General features: G+C 40.5%; 16 protein-coding genes. 11 read left to right on the forward strand and 5 right to left on the reverse strand.

Annotated elements, in window-relative coordinates:
- Positions 1–161 precede the first annotated feature (161 nt).
- The 8 genes from L6E24_RS07955 to cbiB all read left to right on the forward strand — a co-directional run bounded on the left by L6E24_RS07955 (position 162) and on the right by cbiB (position 7,074).
- Positions 162–653, forward strand: a complete 492-nt coding sequence (locus L6E24_RS07955) for an Lrp/AsnC family transcriptional regulator (RefSeq protein ID WP_257741458.1) — start codon at positions 162–164, stop codon at positions 651–653.
- Positions 654–934: 281 nt separating this feature from the next.
- Positions 935–2,092: an aminotransferase class I/II-fold pyridoxal phosphate-dependent enzyme gene (locus L6E24_RS07960; RefSeq protein WP_257741459.1), complete on the forward strand. Its 1,158-nt coding sequence runs from the start codon at positions 935–937 to the stop codon at positions 2,090–2,092.
- Positions 2,093–2,374: 282 nt separating this feature from the next.
- Positions 2,375–3,271 (forward strand): pyridoxal 5'-phosphate synthase lyase subunit PdxS, encoded by an 897-nt coding sequence (gene pdxS / locus L6E24_RS07965; protein ID WP_257741460.1) that lies wholly within the window; start codon positions 2,375–2,377, stop codon positions 3,269–3,271.
- Positions 3,261–3,857: a pyridoxal 5'-phosphate synthase glutaminase subunit PdxT gene (gene pdxT, locus L6E24_RS07970; RefSeq protein WP_257741461.1), complete on the forward strand. Its 597-nt coding sequence runs from the start codon at positions 3,261–3,263 to the stop codon at positions 3,855–3,857. Before pdxS ends, pdxT begins: the two co-directional genes overlap by 11 nt.
- 449 nt (positions 3,858–4,306) lie before the next feature.
- Positions 4,307–5,317, forward strand: a complete 1,011-nt coding sequence (locus L6E24_RS07975; RefSeq protein ID WP_257741462.1) for an adenylosuccinate synthetase — start codon at positions 4,307–4,309, stop codon at positions 5,315–5,317.
- Between the two features lie 19 nt (positions 5,318–5,336).
- Positions 5,337–5,546 (forward strand): methytransferase partner Trm112, encoded by a 210-nt coding sequence (locus L6E24_RS07980; protein ID WP_257741463.1) that lies wholly within the window; start codon positions 5,337–5,339, stop codon positions 5,544–5,546.
- A 104-nt stretch (positions 5,547–5,650) separates the two neighbouring features.
- Positions 5,651–6,169, forward strand: coding sequence for a DUF7524 family protein (locus tag L6E24_RS07985; RefSeq protein ID WP_257741464.1), 519 nt, complete (start codon positions 5,651–5,653; stop codon positions 6,167–6,169).
- Positions 6,151–7,074, forward strand: a complete 924-nt coding sequence (gene cbiB, locus L6E24_RS07990; RefSeq protein ID WP_257741465.1) for an adenosylcobinamide-phosphate synthase CbiB — start codon at positions 6,151–6,153, stop codon at positions 7,072–7,074. The genes L6E24_RS07985 and cbiB overlap by 19 nt, the downstream gene beginning before the upstream one ends.
- A gap of 28 nt (positions 7,075–7,102) precedes the next feature.
- On the opposite strand, the gene artA is transcribed toward cbiB, so the two are convergent.
- Positions 7,103–7,951: an archaeosortase A gene (artA, locus tag L6E24_RS07995; RefSeq protein ID WP_257741466.1), complete on the reverse strand. Its 849-nt coding sequence runs from the start codon at positions 7,949–7,951 to the stop codon at positions 7,103–7,105.
- Between the two features lie 124 nt (positions 7,952–8,075).
- Here artA and L6E24_RS08000 point away from each other — a divergent pair, with 124 nt between their 5' ends.
- Together L6E24_RS08000 and L6E24_RS08005 are read left to right on the forward strand one after the other, a co-directional pair.
- On the forward strand, positions 8,076–9,254 hold the full coding sequence (locus tag L6E24_RS08000) for a histidine kinase dimerization/phosphoacceptor domain -containing protein (RefSeq protein WP_257741467.1): 1,179 nt from the start codon (positions 8,076–8,078) through the stop codon (positions 9,252–9,254).
- Positions 9,255–9,263: 9 nt separating this feature from the next.
- A complete protein-coding gene (locus L6E24_RS08005; protein WP_257741468.1) occupies positions 9,264–9,644 on the forward strand; it encodes a response regulator in 381 nt (126 codons plus the stop codon).
- Positions 9,645–10,126: 482 nt separating this feature from the next.
- On the opposite strand, the gene L6E24_RS08010 is transcribed toward L6E24_RS08005, so the two are convergent.
- A complete protein-coding gene (locus L6E24_RS08010) occupies positions 10,127–11,527 on the reverse strand; it encodes a sensor histidine kinase (RefSeq protein WP_257741469.1) in 1,401 nt (466 codons plus the stop codon).
- Positions 11,528–11,914: 387 nt separating this feature from the next.
- Here L6E24_RS08010 and L6E24_RS08015 point away from each other — a divergent pair, with 387 nt between their 5' ends.
- Positions 11,915–12,976, forward strand: coding sequence for an RNA-guided endonuclease TnpB family protein (locus L6E24_RS08015; protein WP_257741470.1), 1,062 nt, complete (start codon positions 11,915–11,917; stop codon positions 12,974–12,976).
- Between the two features lie 105 nt (positions 12,977–13,081).
- Here the strand turns inward: L6E24_RS08015 and L6E24_RS08020 are convergent, their stop codons facing one another.
- The 3 genes from L6E24_RS08020 to L6E24_RS08030 form a co-directional block, all read right to left on the reverse strand.
- The gene (locus L6E24_RS08020; RefSeq protein ID WP_257741471.1) at positions 13,082–13,474 is read right to left on the reverse strand and encodes an ArsR/SmtB family transcription factor; all 393 of its coding nucleotides are present in this window, start codon (positions 13,472–13,474) and stop codon (positions 13,082–13,084) included.
- A 137-nt stretch (positions 13,475–13,611) separates the two neighbouring features.
- The gene (locus L6E24_RS08025; RefSeq protein WP_257741472.1) at positions 13,612–14,370 is read right to left on the reverse strand and encodes an ABC transporter ATP-binding protein; all 759 of its coding nucleotides are present in this window, start codon (positions 14,368–14,370) and stop codon (positions 13,612–13,614) included.
- Complete coding sequence (locus tag L6E24_RS08030) at positions 14,367–15,437, reverse strand: FecCD family ABC transporter permease (RefSeq protein WP_257741473.1); 1,071 nt, start codon at positions 15,435–15,437, stop codon at positions 14,367–14,369. The genes L6E24_RS08025 and L6E24_RS08030 overlap by 4 nt, the downstream gene beginning before the upstream one ends.
- Positions 15,438–15,454: the final 17 nt, after the last annotated feature.

The following is a 15,454-nucleotide window of genomic DNA, read 5'->3' on the forward strand; positions in this document are numbered from 1 at the left end:
TAGTTTTTTTCTGCTCCGGTTTTAATTTCAGTTTCAGTTTTCGATTTTTCTGTTACCTTCTTTTATCAGGAGTTATGCGGAACAAAAATCAGAACCAATAGCATCTATTAATCAGTATTAAAACAAAAAACTCCGTTGACAAATATTGTCGGAGTCAGATAATGGATGAAAATGACAGGATGATATTATCCATACTTGAGGAAAACTGTAAAATTTCAGAGCAGGTCCTTGCAGATATGACAAATCTCAGCCGGGAAGAGGTCATATCACGAATAAAGAAGCTTGAGGAAGACGGAATAATTAAAAATTATGTAGCGTGCATAGACTGGGAAAAAGCCGGAAACGGAATAGTGGCAGCTATAATTGAACTTAAAGTCTCACCGGAGAAGGATTACGGATATGACAAAATCGCCGAAAAAATCTCAAAATTCCGGCAGGTAAAATCCCTTAGGCTTGTAAGCGGAGCGTATGATCTTGAAATTCTTGTAACCGGCAGGGATATACACGAAATAGCAAGATTTGTATCAGGACAGATTGCACCACTTGAAAATATCAAAGAGACAGGGACAATTCTTATAATGAAAACTTATAAGGAGAACGGCCAGCTTTACTTTGAGAAAAAACAGGTTGAAAGGCTCCCGTATTCATTTTAACTGTCTTAAAACGTTTAATGTCCGTTAAACCGTATTAGTCAGCTAAATTCAGATTAGTCAGTTGAGCCTGTATTAGTGTTAAATCTTTGACATTATCAACTAAATCTGAAAGTGTGAAAATGTTAAATTATAAGTAAATGCTGAAAAATCCTGGAAAATCCACGCTCATAAATTTATGGCAGACATATTTTTGGGTTTTAAACTTTAATCAGGGTTTAATAAATATGATAAATAATACCACATAAACATCAGGGATAAGAGAAAAACCGGAGAAATAAATTATGAGAGACTTTCGCTCAGCCAGAGTACGCGAGATACCGCCTTCAGGGATAAGAAAATTCTTTGACATCGCCCAGGAGATGGAGGATGTGATATCACTTGGTGTCGGAGAACCGGACTATGATACACCATGGAATGTAAGGGAAGCAGCAATCAGTTCAATTGAGAAAGGTTATACAGCGTACACCTCAAACAGCGGCTTAAATGAACTCAGAGATGAGATATCAGTCTACCAGAAGGAGAGGTTTGGTGTTGATTACAATCCTAAAAATGAGGTACTGGTCACCACCGGAGCATCAGAGGCACTTGATATAACAATAAGAACGGTTGTCAATCCTGGTGATGAGGTGCTTGTCGCAGAACCGGCATACATAGCATACTGTTCAGGAGTCATACTGTCCGGAGGCGTGCCGGTATATGTACCATGCCCTGCAAAGGAGAATTTCAGGCTTACACCTGACAGCCTTATGGAGAAGATAACTCCAAAATCAAAGGCATTACTCTGTAATTTCCCGAACAACCCTTCCGGAGGTGTGATGACTGTGGATGACTACAGGGCAATAGCAGATATCATTGTTGATCATGATCTCCTCCTCATCTCAGATGAGATCTACAATGAGATAACCTATGAAGGAATGCCTTCATCTGCCGCCTGTGTTGAGGAACTTCGTGAGAGGACAGTGATAATAAACGGTTTTTCAAAGGCGTATTCTATGACCGGATGGCGCATAGGATATATCTGCGCTCCGGAAGAGATCGCGGCAGCTGCACTGAAGATCCACCAGTATGTAATGCTCTCTGCACCTACTATGTCCCAGTATGCAGCTATTGAAGCAGTTAAAAATGGCTGGGACGCAAGAAATGAGATGGTCAGGGAGTATAACATAAGGCGCAACCTTTTCGTAAACGGAATGAGGCGTGCCGGACTTGAATGCCATATGCCCAAAGGTGCAATATATGCTTTCCCGTCTGTTGAGTCCACAGGACTGTCAGATCAGGAATTTGCAGAACGCCTCTTAAAAGAAAAACATATAGCCGTAGTTCCGGGCAGCATATTTGGCCCTTCCGGCACAAACCATCTCAGATGCTGTTATGCAATTTCAAGGGATAATCTTGTAACAGCGATTGAGAGAATCGAAGAGTTCGTGAATGAACTTTAGGCTTTATAACTGAGACTTAAAAACGCTAAATGAATTTTAAAATAGACAGAGGATTTTGTAACGGACTATCTCTGCAAACTCCGGTACTCACAGGGGATACAATCATCTGCGGCACCCCTTTATTTCCACTCGAAATCGAGAATAAAATGCCCTTATTGGGATAATGTTGGTTATTTAAAAATATTTTTTTTAATTATAATATTAAAAACCTCTAAATGCCATTTGGGTGAGTCAGTGATGACTACCCTATATTTATTTCATTGCATGTTCAAACTAAATGCCATGAAATTAGAAGACCTCAGGTTTGGAACCGAGCTTTTAAAGAGAGGGTTTGCATCTATGCAGAAGGGTGGCGTTATTATGGACGTTGTCAATGCAGAACAGGCAGAAATTGCTGAATCTTCCGGAGCAATTGCAGTGATGGCACTGGAACGTGTCCCGTCCGATATCAGAAAAGCCGGCGGCGTTGCAAGAATGGCAGATGTGGCAAAGATCGAAGAGATAATTGAAGCCGTATCTATCCCTGTGATGGGCAAGGCGCGTATCGGTCACTTTGTAGAAGCACAGGTTCTTGAAGCGATCGGTGTGGATATGATCGATGAGAGCGAGGTTTTAACACCAGCCGATGAAGAGTTTCATATTGACAAGCAGAAATTTACAGTGCCATTTGTCTGCGGCGCAAGAAATCTTGGAGAAGCCTGCCGGAGAATTGCCGAAGGCGCAGCTATGATCAGAACCAAAGGCGAGGCCGGAACAGGCAATGTTGTTGAGGCAGTGCGCCATATGAGATCAATATCAGGTTCTATCAGGCAGCTTGAAGGCATGAATGACCAGGAGATTGCAATGTATGCAAGAAAGATCGAAGCGCCCTTTGCAATTGTTAAGGAATGCGCAACACTTGGCAGGCTTCCGGTTGTGAACTTCTCAGCAGGCGGTATTGCGACACCTTCAGACGCAGCAATGATGATGCAGCTTGGTTGTGACGGCGTGTTTGTAGGATCAGGCATATTCAAATCAGAGACCCCTGAAGTAATGGCCCGTGCGATCGTTGAAGCGGTGAACAATTTTGAAGACCCGCTTGCTATTGCAGGTGCAAGCCGGAATCTTGGTGAAGCAATGCCCGGCCTTGATGTTCACACATTAAGCGATGAAGAGGTGCTCTCAACACGTGGCAATTAAGATCGGTGTTCTGGCTCTTCAGGGAGATGTAGCTGAACATATCCATGCATTTGAAGATGCAATCACTGAGTCAGGCCTTTTTAAAGACTATAATGTATTTGCCTTAAAGAAAGCAGAAGAGATACCGTCATGTGATGCAATAGCCATCCCCGGCGGAGAATCAACAACAATTTCAAGGCTCATTGATAAAAATCACATGAGAGAAGAGTTTGAAAGTTTTAGCGGCGGAATTTTTGCAACCTGCGCCGGTATGGTGCTATGCGCAGGATCTGTCGATGATGATAGATTAAAGCCACTCTCTCTTATTGATATCAAAGTCGGAAGAAATGCCTTTGGAAGGCAGAAAGATTCCTTTGAAGCTGAAATAGAAATTAAAGGATATAAAGAGCCTTACAGGGCAATATTCATTAGAGCACCTGTTGTAGAATCAGCAGGTGCGGGTGTTGAAATTCTCGCCGAGATTGATCAGGGCATTGTTGCCGTACGATCAGGTAAACATATGGCGATCTCATTCCATCCGGAACTGACAGGTGACTTCAGGCTTCACATTGATTTTATTAAAAACCTTAAACTAACGGAAGAATAATTCCGATTTATGGAATAATAATTCCATTAAACAGAAATTTCCGGTTAAAAAAACCGGAACAAATATTTATATCAGCTTTTTTATTTCAATACCGGAAGTTTTGTCAGATGGAATTTACCCTTATGAATTTTCTGCTAAATATCTGCCGGATTCCTCTGACTAATATCTCTCTCTGATTTTTCTGTCTGATTTTTCTGTCTGATCTCTCTGCTAAATATCTGCCGGATTCCTCTGACTAATATCTCTGCTGAATTTTTACTACCTTTTCCGGCTGAATTATCTCTATTTTCCAGCAGAATGCAGTATTTAAATTTGTGATTTTACCTGTCCTGAAATATGCAGAATGCAGTATTTGAATCTGTTATGTCATCCGTTCAAAGATCTGCGGAATGCGGGTTATCATCAAAAGGTTCATCAGGGTATATAACCCCATCTTTAATGAAAAATAAATGAGTTGTACAATAATCGTTGGCGGTTTTTTTGGTGATGAAGGCAAGGGCAAAATTGTTGCCCATGTTGCACATAAAGATAAACCCTCAATCATATCACGCGGCGGTGTCGGCCCGAATGCAGGTCACACAGTTCAGGTAGGCGAAAAGGAATACGGTGTAAGGATGATCCCTTCAGGATTTGTATTCCCCGAAGCTAAATTATGCATTGGAAGTGGTGTTCTCGTAAACCCTGAGGTATTCAAAAGCGAAGTGGATATGGTCGGAGTCGGAGACAGAATTTTTATCGATGGAAGATGCAGTATCATTGAGGAAGAGCATATCCGTCAGGATAAAGCCAATGAGCATCTTTCAAAGACCATCGGTTCAACCGGAACAGGATGCGGCCCTGCAAATGTTGCAAGGGTAAACAGGGTTGCAAAACAGGCAAAGGATATTCCTGAACTTAAACCTTATCTGGCAGATGTCTCACTTGAGATCAATGAAGCTATTGCAAGGGGCGAAAATGTCCTTCTTGAAGGAACGCAGGGCTTTGGAATCTCCCTTTACTTTGGCACATATCCTTTTGTCACAAGCAAAGATACATCTGCCTCACAGATTGCGGCAGATAATGGTGTAGGCCCTACAATGATCGATGATGTCATTGTTGTTTTTAAGGCATATCCGACAAGAGTCGGTGAGGGACCTTTTGGAACTGAGATGACCCGTGATGAGTCACACGAACTTGGTATTCAGGAATTTGGAACCGTAACACACCGCGAGAGGAGAATCGGTGTCTGGGACGGCAAGATGGCACGCTATTCCGCAATGATTAACGGATGTACAATTGCAGCCATAACAGGAATTGATCACGTGGATCCTGAATGCTTTGGCGCAACAGAATATGAGCAGCTTACACCAAAAGCACTTGAATTCCTTAAACAGGCTGAAGAGGATATTGGTGTTCCTGTAAAGCTCATATCAACCGGCCCTGAGATGACTCAGATCATTGATATAAGGGACAGGAAATAAATTTTTTTGAGGAATTAAAATGAAGATGTCAACCTATGAGATACTCTGCTGCCCTGTATGCAAGGGAGATCTTACTCTTAAGACTGATAAGAAGGTAATTCTTGAGAGTGGTGAGGAAGATGTAATTGAAGGTACTCTCAGGTGCGGGAGCTGTGGTGTTGATTATCCAATCAGTGAAGGAATACCGGACCTTCTTCCAAGGGACAGGGATGGAATAGTTTCCGGCTGAAGGGTGTGCAATACTAAACATACGGGCTACTGTTGTTAAATGCAGAGGCAGAGATATTTCAGATGCTGATATACGGATCAAAATAGTAAATAAAGGCAGTAATTATGGTTGAATTCGAGGTAATTATAAACAAGTCCGGAATTAATTCAATAGAAGCACCTGAAGAAGTAGATCTAGAGAACGGTGAAAATATTGTCTTAAATCTGGTCAATAACGGAACACCTCTTCATCTTACAGTATCTGCTGTAAACGGCAGAAAATTTACCCCGTTTTTGCATGAAAATTTATTTCTGGAAAATAAAGTCATACTTAAAATTCCTGTAATGTCTGATGCGCCAAAAGGCACCTTTAGAATTGAGATTATTACAGGTTACGGTACTGTACGTTATGGCATTGCCATTAATGTGACGGACAGGGCGATTGAAATTCCGGAGGAGATAGAAGAGATTCCTGAACCTGAGGATCATACTGCTCTTTATATGAAAGCCGGATTTACAGCTCTTATTGGTGCAGGGTGGGTCTTATATATCTTCGGACTTTATGCTCCGGGAGTTGTCCCCGGCATTATACCGATAATTCTCATAACTGCCGCGGCATACATCGGATGGCAATACCGGCCCTGATTATCTGGCTGTCACTCTTATTTGACAGAGTTGCAGGTGACCCTCCAAACAGGTACCACCCGGTTGCCTGGCTTGGCAGATTTATCAGTTTATGGGGAAGACCTGAGATATATCCGGCATGTTTACAGAGATTATCTGGTCTTATCTTCTCTCTGGTAACTGCGCTCTTATTTGCACTGCCGTTTTTTCTCTTTGATCTCTTTACATACGGAATAATTGCTGTCATTGCAGGTGCTGCGCTGTTAAAGATCTGCCTGGCCCTGCGCTGCCTTGAAGAGCATGTTGAATCTGTCACTGAGGCAGTGCTAATGGGGGACGGACGCAGTGAGGCAGGTATGCTTGTATCGAGAAATACCGCTTCGCTCTCTGAAGAGGAACTGCTCTCAGCTGCATATGAATCAATGGCTGAAAATCTGGTTGATTCTGTAGTCTCGCCTCTCTTTTATTACACAGTTGCCGGACTTGGAGGCGCAGCATTCTTCAGGGCGTACAATACCATGGATGCAATGCTTGGCTATAAGGATGAGAGGAGGTATCTTGGCTGGTTTCCGGCAAGGATGGATGACCTGCTTAATTTTATACCGGCAAGGATTGCAGGATTATCACTTATAATTTACTTCTTTTTTAATGGAAGCTTAAAGGAAGCGTGGCTCTGCATGAGGCGTGATGCAAAAAAGAGGCCGGGGATAAACGGTGGCATCCCTATGGCACTTATTGCAGGCGGCACAGGAATCCGGTTTGAAAAACCCGGCTGCTATACCATTGGGGACCCTGTCAACACTCTTTCTGAATCCGGAAAAGATATTGTAACAGCTGTCAGGTATGCAACACTGATCTCGGCCCTTATATTTTCAGCTGTAATTGTACTGTCAGGAGATATTGTGCTGAATATTTTATTCAGATGATATGTCTGATTCTCTTTTAACGGCTAAATCATCTTCTGATCTCTGATGATAGATCTTTAAGGCCTCTGTAGTATATATCTGCAATATTTTTTATGAAAACCGCAATTTTGGGATTTATTATAATTATTGCATATCCGACTGCGATAAGAGTAAGAAGGGAAAGTCCGAACTCAGATATGATATTGTGCGCCCAGAAGTAACTCTCATAGCCAAACTGACCGTTTGATGCGATCTCCGGAAGGAAAGGAAACCACTGTTCAGTATATGAAATTATTACAAAGACATTTCTTATAAGATTCATCATCATGATAAAGGCAACAACAGTTACAACCGAGATTATTTTCTGTTTTGTATTGGATCTGGCCGTAAAAACCGCGCCTGTCATTATCGCTATCGCCTGAATGCCTGTGCATCCGAGTACAATCTCCACCCTGAAGATGTCATGCATAAACATATTCCATTCCGGAAGACTGTAAGCGAATCCAAGGGCTGTGAAGAGAAATCCGGTCATCTCTACATTGAGAAGTATTAGTGCATCTCCAAGAAGGGGTATATAGGCAAAAGGGGCAAAGATCAGGTAAGCTATTGATGCACCCCTTGTAAGCATTATTATATTTTCATCCTCTGCGAGGCATCTTTTTACTGTAATAAAAAGTACAGGAAGTGCGAGAAATGCTACTATAGGATATGCGATATTGTTTTCTGAAAAATACTCCGGAAAATTAGCAAATACTGATGCAACAAGGAATATCCACCCTACAGAAGCAAATATTTTTTTGTACTTCCCAGGGAAGAGAAATAGAAGAAAACCTGCAAATGAGATTGATGCAAGCAAGGTCTGAATCATCTGTCTGTTTAAGTTTGATCTTTGACGCAATAATATTTGCCTGAAATAACTGTGAAAAGTTATGCAATATAATATTTTTGGTGCATTAACGCATATCAGAAAGAAGAACAATTAAGTATATTGGAGGATTATAATATCATAATCTGGTGTAATTATGTCAAGACAAATTGAAGAGAGTAAGCGGGAACTTTCAAGGGTTATGGAACTCTTAAAGGATGAGCCAAGAGGGCTTTCAATAACAGATATTTCAAGACTGCTTAATATGAACCGGAATTCGGTTTCCAAATATCTTAATATGCTGCTGATATCCGGAAAGGTCGATATGAGAAGTATTGGTGTTGCAAAGGTCTATTTTTTATCTCACAGAGTTCCGATCTCTGCGATGCTTGATTATTCCTCCGATGCAATTGTGGTTCTGGATGAGAAACAGAAGGTTGTCCAGGCCAATGATAACTTCATCTCATTCACCGGATATAACAGGAATGAACTGATTGGGATGAGAATTCCTGATTCATCCCTTCCTGTTATAACAAATCCAACAGTCCTTAAAACAACAAATGATCTTCTGAGGGGCGAGGGTGAAGCAAAGGAGATAGAGTGGGAGGATGAATCCGGAGATTTTTTCTACCTTGTAAAATTAATACCAACAGTCTTTGATGAGGGTAATCCGGGAGTTACTATCATTCTTGAGGATGTAACCGAGATCAGAAAGGCTCTGCGTGAAAAGGAGATGCTCATTGATGAGATACATCTGAGGGTCAGGAATAACCTTCAGGTAATCTCCAGCCTTCTTAACATGCAGTCTCAGGGCATTGAGGGTGAGCAGTCAAAAGAAGCACTCTCAGAAGCTCAGAGAAGGCTCTCTGCACTGGCGCTTGTCCATGAAAATCTTCATTATTCATCAGATCAGCAGCATATCAATGTGGCTGAGTATGTAAAAAGTCTTGCAGAGGATATCTCTTCCGGCCTTAGTACTGACTGCTCAGGAATTAATGTTGAGATCAATGCAGATATGGATCTTGGTATGGATCTCTCTATACCATTCGGAATGATGGTCAATGAACTCCTGACAAACTCCTTTAAGCATGCCTTTCCGGATAAGAGGGGTGGCAGAATAATACTTACGCTTAAGAAGGTGACACCATCAGTTTATACTATGACCTTTGAAGATGATGGAGCAGGTTTTCCGGTGGATTTTGACAGGATGAATATCACAACTCTCGGTCTTTCACTGGTTAAAAATATTGCAGAGAGGCAGCTTTCCGGGTCAATGGACATCATCAGCGGAAACGGCACCAAAATAATAATTAATTTTTCAGAGGAGAATAACTGAGGGGCAATTATGAAAGAATTCTCTATTTTGATTGTTGAGGATGATGCGATAATATCAATGGATATTGAGCAGAGGGTGCAGAAGCTTGGCCATAAAGTTGTCGGAGTCGTTGACCGTGCGGAGAAGGCCTTCCGTACAATTATCGAAAAAAAGCCGGACCTGATTCTGATGGATATCAATCTCAAGGGTGAGATGGACGGAATTTCAATTGCTGACAGGCTGTACAAGGAAATGAACATCAGGGTTATCTACATTACAGCATATTCTGACGCAGGTATGAAGGAAAGGGCAGAAAAAACATATCCTCTGGGTTATATTATCAAACCAATCCGTGAAAATGAACTTAACAGAGTGCTGGAAGCTGTAGCATCTGAACTGTCAGGAAATTAGTGCAGGTTAACCTAAGTTGGCAGTTCATCTTTAATGCCTCCGGGGATGTTTTGGTTTATTGAATTTTAAGGGAACAAGGTATTCATGTGCCTTACATTTCTGCCTGCATACAGATAATGGATGAAATGGAACAGGTGTTCAGTTCAGGCGTAATACGCAGAGAACAAAATATATTTCATGAAAGTCGCTTTAAATGGTTTGAAAAATTAAATCAGGTTTTTAAAAAGTCATTTGTGACTTTTTTGTATGTTATGGAGGTGTAATGGTTTTTTCCTGATTTCTGCACTGGTATCTTCACCTGTGCTATAATATAAGATTAGTTCAGGACTATATAAAAGATCTAAATACTATGAATCATATGGTTTAACCTGGTGGTTATCCCTGCTCATCGTCTAAATTACTGGTAGGTGTTTCACGGGATGAAAACGGAACTGTTGCTGGTAGTGGTTATTCCTTTGTATCGTCCAAGTCACTGAATGGTATTAACCTACAGGAAATTTCATCTTAATCATATAATTTTTTTCATCTCCCTGAATTGGTTCAATACTGAACTGGCCTTCAAACTGTCCAATAATTATATTTTTCACAAGTTCAATTCCAAGAGATCTCTCAGACTCTCCGGAGAGGATCTCCTGAATTTCGGCCTCTTCCGGTCGGCTGCCACTGTCGCTGTATGTTATTTCGGCAAAATTCCGGTTGCATTTAACTGATATCATTATCCTGCCTTTTTCTGAATCCTTAAATGATTTCTTTACAGAATAGATCAGCAGTTCATTTATGGCAATACTAAGCGGCACTGCTATATCAACCGTAAATGTACATTTTTCAGCGTTAATCTGATTTTCAATCTCTTTTTCCGGAGCATAATTCTGAATTGTCTGCCGGAATAATTTTTCAAAATGTGATCCTGCTTCAATGCGGGAGTAATTGTCAGATTCATATACGCTCTCATGCACCATAGCCATTGAAAAGATTCTGCTCTCTGCCTCTTTCAGTGCAGATGCCGATTTACTCGTATCCTCTTCTGAAATCTGCATTCTAAGGAGGCTTTTAATAATCTGGAGATTGTTCTTTACTCTGTGATGCATCTCTGAAAGCATAAGATTTTTCTCTTTCAGGGAGTTCTGCATCAGTGAGAGCATATTTTTTGAATCTGTAATATCAATCAGGAGCAGAAGAATCTGGTCCATGTAAAATGAAGGAAGCATAATGAGGTAAAAATATCTGTTGATGGATTCTATGTAAATGTCAGTCTCAGAACTTGTTTTCCATCTGCTGACAACTCTTAATCTTTCAGGGCAGAGACTACAGATTTCAGGTATGCTTTTGCATATATCTTCTTCGTTATATTTGGCAATGCCGGATTTTTGATGCATAAAAGTCTCTTTGAATACACCATTTGTTTTTATTATCTTAAATCCCGGTTCTTCTTTATTTTTATCAATTATCGCAACCGGAAATCTCACGCTCTCAAAAATATCATTAAATATCCTCTTCATTCTTGAGATGCCTACTCCTGAATTGTAAAGGGATGTAATATCGGCTATTGTGTATAGCAAAATTTCGCTTTCCGGGCCGACTGTTGTATTATGGATTTCATAGATTCTGTCTTTTAGTCTGATATATTCAGTATTTCCGGTTTTTTCCGGAATAAAATCCTCAATTTTTATTTTTTCTTCATTTTCGGTTTTAATTCTGCTGAAAAGTTCTGTAATATTTTCTCCACATATGTCATTATTTTCATCCCCAAAATTTTTTAAAGCCTCTTTATTTGTCCAGATAATGCTGCCTTTTTTATCGGTTGCAATCAGGGAGAGTACAATACTATTCAGTATTTTAGGATAGTATTTTACAGAAAAATCAGTATTATTTTTATCTATCATATTTTATTACATCTCTCATTTTTTCCTGAGATAGGGGCAGGCTTATATTATTGTCTATAGTTCATTCATTAATTTAAAAATCTTCCTCTCAGCTGACGGTTTTTCCGGACGGGAAAGTAAAATTTTGTAATGCAAAAGTTATTTGTCCGGGTATCTGATTGTCAGGAGTGTTTACATGGTTATTGTGATGGATGAAATTTTAAAAAATTTAGCGTAAATCCCCTTGGTCTTTAGCCAAGGGGATGTAAGCGACATCATCTTTGTTCTCATATATATATTTCGTAATTGTAGTTTTACCAAAAAATATATGGGGGGTTGAAATCAAACCAAATATATATGTTGAGAGCCTACAAATACCGAATCTATCCTAACAAAGAACAGGAGAAAATGTTCTTTCAGCATTTCGGTGCCTGTAGGTTTATCTACAATTGGGGTCTGGAAAATAAGATCCGAACTTATGAAACAGATGGAAAATCAATATCGAGATTTGAATTACAAAAAATGCTGCCTGATTTGAAATCAGAGCATGATTGGATGAAAGATGTTAATTCGCAATCAATACAGAGTGCATTGTTAAATCCTGAGAATGCATTTACTCGTTTCTTCCGGGAAAAGAAAGGATTTCCAAAATTCAAATCCCGAAAAAATCCAGTGCAGTCATTTTCAGTTCCACAACACTACATTGTGAATTTTGATACCCATAAAATTAAATTACCTAAAATTGGATGGGTTAAAACAAAATTACACAGGAAATATGAAGGAGCTGAAAAAACAGCAACTGTGTCAGTCACATCAACGGGCAAATTTTTCATTAGTATTTTGGTAGATGATGGACAGGAACAACCTCCTGTACAACATTTTGATGCAGATACAACTGTGGGTATTGATGTAGGTATCAAAGATTTTGCAACACTCTCCAATGGTGAAAAGATTGAGAATCCCCGATATTTGAAGCAGTCACTTCTCCGACTGAAAGTGTTACAAAAACGATTGAGTAGAAAACAAAAAGGTTCTAACAACAGAAATAAAGCAAAAAATGCAGTAGCAAAAATTCATGAAAAAATTCACAATCAAAGAAGCGATTTCCAGCACAAACTCTCTTTTAGATTAGTATGCGAGAACCAAGCAATTGCACTGGAAACTTTGAATGTTAAAGGGATGCTAAAAAATCATAAATTGGCACAACATATTGCTGATGCATCATGGAGTTCATTTGTTACTCAATTGGAATATAAGGCACAAAAACAAGGTAAAACTATCTTACAGATAGGACAATTTGAACCATCTACAAAAATCTGTAGTGAATGTGGATATTACAACCGTGATTTGACTTTATCTGATAGAGACTGGATTTGTCCGGATTGTGGGATACATCATGACCGGGATATTAATGCCGCAATAAATATCAGGAAATTTGCTTTAGATAGACAGAATCTAATTGGAATATAATATCTTTGCACCCTTGGAACGAGGGGAAGGGCCTGTGGACTTACGAACAATGGTTTGGGGTATGAAGCAGGAAGCCTCTGGGTCTTTAGCCCAGAGGTAGTTCACTTATATATTTTTATCCACGTCTTTGATTTTTTTAAAGCCGGACAGGCTATCCATAAATATTTCACCTTTATCTGTCAGCCTGTAAATAATCCAGGTTCCGTGGGCCTCACCTGTGATAAGCCCGGAGTTTTGCAGTATTTTAAGGTGGTATGATAGTTTTGAATCCGGAATTTCAAGTACCTGTTTAATGATACAGACACACAGTTTATGGACCTTCAGCATTTCCAGAATTGTCATTCTTATTGGATCTGATCCTGCTGAAAAAAGCCCGCTCATCTCTGAAATCTTATCTTTGTCAGGTATTGTCTCTATTATTCCTTTTATACCGCCGCAATCACACAGAGTTTTTTCAATACTGCATGGAAGATTTTTATCAAGTCCAAAATTATCCAAATTATATCACCATTAAAGACAGAAAATTAATTCCGGAGTCCTGTACAGTTTTTATAACTGTTCATATTTAACAGGATTTCTTAAGGCTGATATGGCTGAAGTTACACTTTTAAAAATAAGTTAATTGTGGCAGTTTTTCAGTCAGCTATCGGTACTACTACAGATCCACCTGTAACACTTTCAACTGCCACACTGACTCCATATACTGCCCTGATGTTCTCAGGGTTTATTATCTCAGACCCTCCGGCGGCAAAGACCCTGTTGTCTTTCAGCATGAGAAAGCGGTCTGAAAACCTCAGGGCGGTGTTTATATCATGCAGGGTCATGACTGCTGAGACGTTATGCCCTTTTACAACCTCACATATTATTTTAAGGATCTCCTGCTGGTTTCTGAGATCAAGGCTGCTTGTCGGTTCATCGAGAAGCAGAAGTTTTGGCTCCTGTACTATGGAGCGGGCAATTGATATCTTCTGAAGTTCTCCGCCGCTCATCTGGTCGATGTAACGCATTGCAAGGTCCTCCATCTTCAGTCTTTTTATCACGGCATCGACAATTCTTATATCTTTTTCAGAGGTGCTCCAGACAATGTGAGGCCTTCTTCCGAGAAGAATGGCATCATATGCAGTGAGCCGTCCTTTTTCGCAGTGCTGGGGAACGTATCCTACTTTTTTTGCAACTTCCGGCAGGCTAATTTTCATGATGTCCTGATTTTCAACCATGATGGAGCCTGATTTTGGATTGTGTATTCTGTTTATACACTTCAGAAGGGTTGTTTTGCCAACACCGTTTGGTCCGAGAATTGTGAGGATTTCATTGGGCCTTACGGAAAATGAGATGTCGTTTAAGACTTCCCTGCTTTTGTAGTTAAATTCCACTCCGTTAATGTCAAGAATCAATTCGTATGCCCCCTTATAAGAAGATAGATAAATACCGGTGCTCCCATGAATGCTGTGAGAATCGCAACCGGAAGTATATGCGGTGCAAGAATGAGCCTTGCTGCTGTGTCGGATGCCAGCAGGAGTATAGCCCCGCAGACGAGAGTTCCCGGAATCAGGAATCTATGATCGTCTCCGATAATCCTTCGTGTGATATGCGGGCAGACAAGTCCGACAAATCCGATAACTCCGAGGAATGATACAATTACTGCTGAGAGGAGGGATGATATTACCATGCCAAGAAGCCTTATCCTCTCAACATTTACTCCAAGACCCTTTGCAGTCTCATCTCCGGCATCAATTGCATTATAATTCCACATATTCATGATGAAGTAAGCCGAGCAGGCTATTGTTAAAATACCCATAAATGCAAGTTCACCCCAGTCAGCCCTGCCGACATCACCAAATGTCCAGAATACAACTGCTGCAAGCTGTACATCGTCTGCAAAGTACTGAAGAAACATTGTTCCGGCAGTGAAGAGCGATCCTATTGCAACACCTGCAAGGACCATGACTTCGGGTGAAGCACCACGGACTTTAGATATCAGGAGTATGATTCCGGTTGCGACCATTGAAAAGATAAATGCGATTATGGTGGTGATGTACGGATTGTTCAGGACTACAGCATTCACTCCGGAACTCTGCATGGTTCCGGTACCGAGGATTATTACAGAGAATGCGGCCCCGAATGCTGCTGCGTGTGATATTCCGAGGGTGAAGGGTGAGCCGAGAGGGTTTCTCAGAATTGACTGCATTGCAACGCCTGCAACCGCAAGCCCTGCACCGGCAACAATTCCGGTAAGAGCCTGAGGCAGTCTTATATTCCATATTATTGTCTGCCACTTTGATGATGATGTTATTCCAAGAAGAGTTTCAAGTACATCAAGCGGAGGTATTCCGACTGCACCGACCGATATTGAATATATGAGAAGAATAAAGAGCAGAACTATTCCTGCAATAATATAGGTTATTTTTCTGCCTGTGTATCTTTTGTATTCTTCCGGAATTTTTCCGCCGTTAAGATGCATAATCTGTCCAGTACTGT

It is taken from the genome of Methanoplanus endosymbiosus (assembly GCF_024662215.1).
GTDB classification, from domain to species: domain Archaea; phylum Halobacteriota; class Methanomicrobia; order Methanomicrobiales; family Methanomicrobiaceae; genus Methanoplanus; species Methanoplanus endosymbiosus.

Excerpts from the sequence above, each read along its gene's own strand:
- cbiB (WP_257741465.1), top strand. The coding sequence starts at position 6,151 with ATGGCAATACCGGCCCTGATTATCTGGCTGTCACTCTTATTTGACAGA.
- pdxS (WP_257741460.1), top strand. The coding sequence starts at position 2,375 with ATGAAATTAGAAGACCTCAGGTTTGGAACCGAGCTTTTAAAGAGAGGG.
- L6E24_RS07980 (WP_257741463.1), top strand. The coding sequence starts at position 5,337 with ATGAAGATGTCAACCTATGAGATACTCTGCTGCCCTGTATGCAAGGGA.
- L6E24_RS08005 (WP_257741468.1), top strand. The coding sequence starts at position 9,264 with ATGAAAGAATTCTCTATTTTGATTGTTGAGGATGATGCGATAATATCA.
- L6E24_RS07960 (WP_257741459.1), top strand. The coding sequence starts at position 935 with ATGAGAGACTTTCGCTCAGCCAGAGTACGCGAGATACCGCCTTCAGGG.
- L6E24_RS08030 (WP_257741473.1), bottom strand. The coding sequence starts at position 15,437 with ATGCATCTTAACGGCGGAAAAATTCCGGAAGAATACAAAAGATACACA.
- L6E24_RS07955 (WP_257741458.1), top strand. The coding sequence starts at position 162 with ATGGATGAAAATGACAGGATGATATTATCCATACTTGAGGAAAACTGT.
- L6E24_RS08015 (WP_257741470.1), top strand. The coding sequence starts at position 11,915 with ATGTTCTTTCAGCATTTCGGTGCCTGTAGGTTTATCTACAATTGGGGT.
- L6E24_RS08010 (WP_257741469.1), bottom strand. The coding sequence starts at position 11,527 with ATGATAGATAAAAATAATACTGATTTTTCTGTAAAATACTATCCTAAA.
- L6E24_RS07975 (WP_257741462.1), top strand. The coding sequence starts at position 4,307 with ATGAGTTGTACAATAATCGTTGGCGGTTTTTTTGGTGATGAAGGCAAG.
- L6E24_RS08000 (WP_257741467.1), top strand. The coding sequence starts at position 8,076 with ATGTCAAGACAAATTGAAGAGAGTAAGCGGGAACTTTCAAGGGTTATG.
- L6E24_RS07985 (WP_257741464.1), top strand. The coding sequence starts at position 5,651 with ATGGTTGAATTCGAGGTAATTATAAACAAGTCCGGAATTAATTCAATA.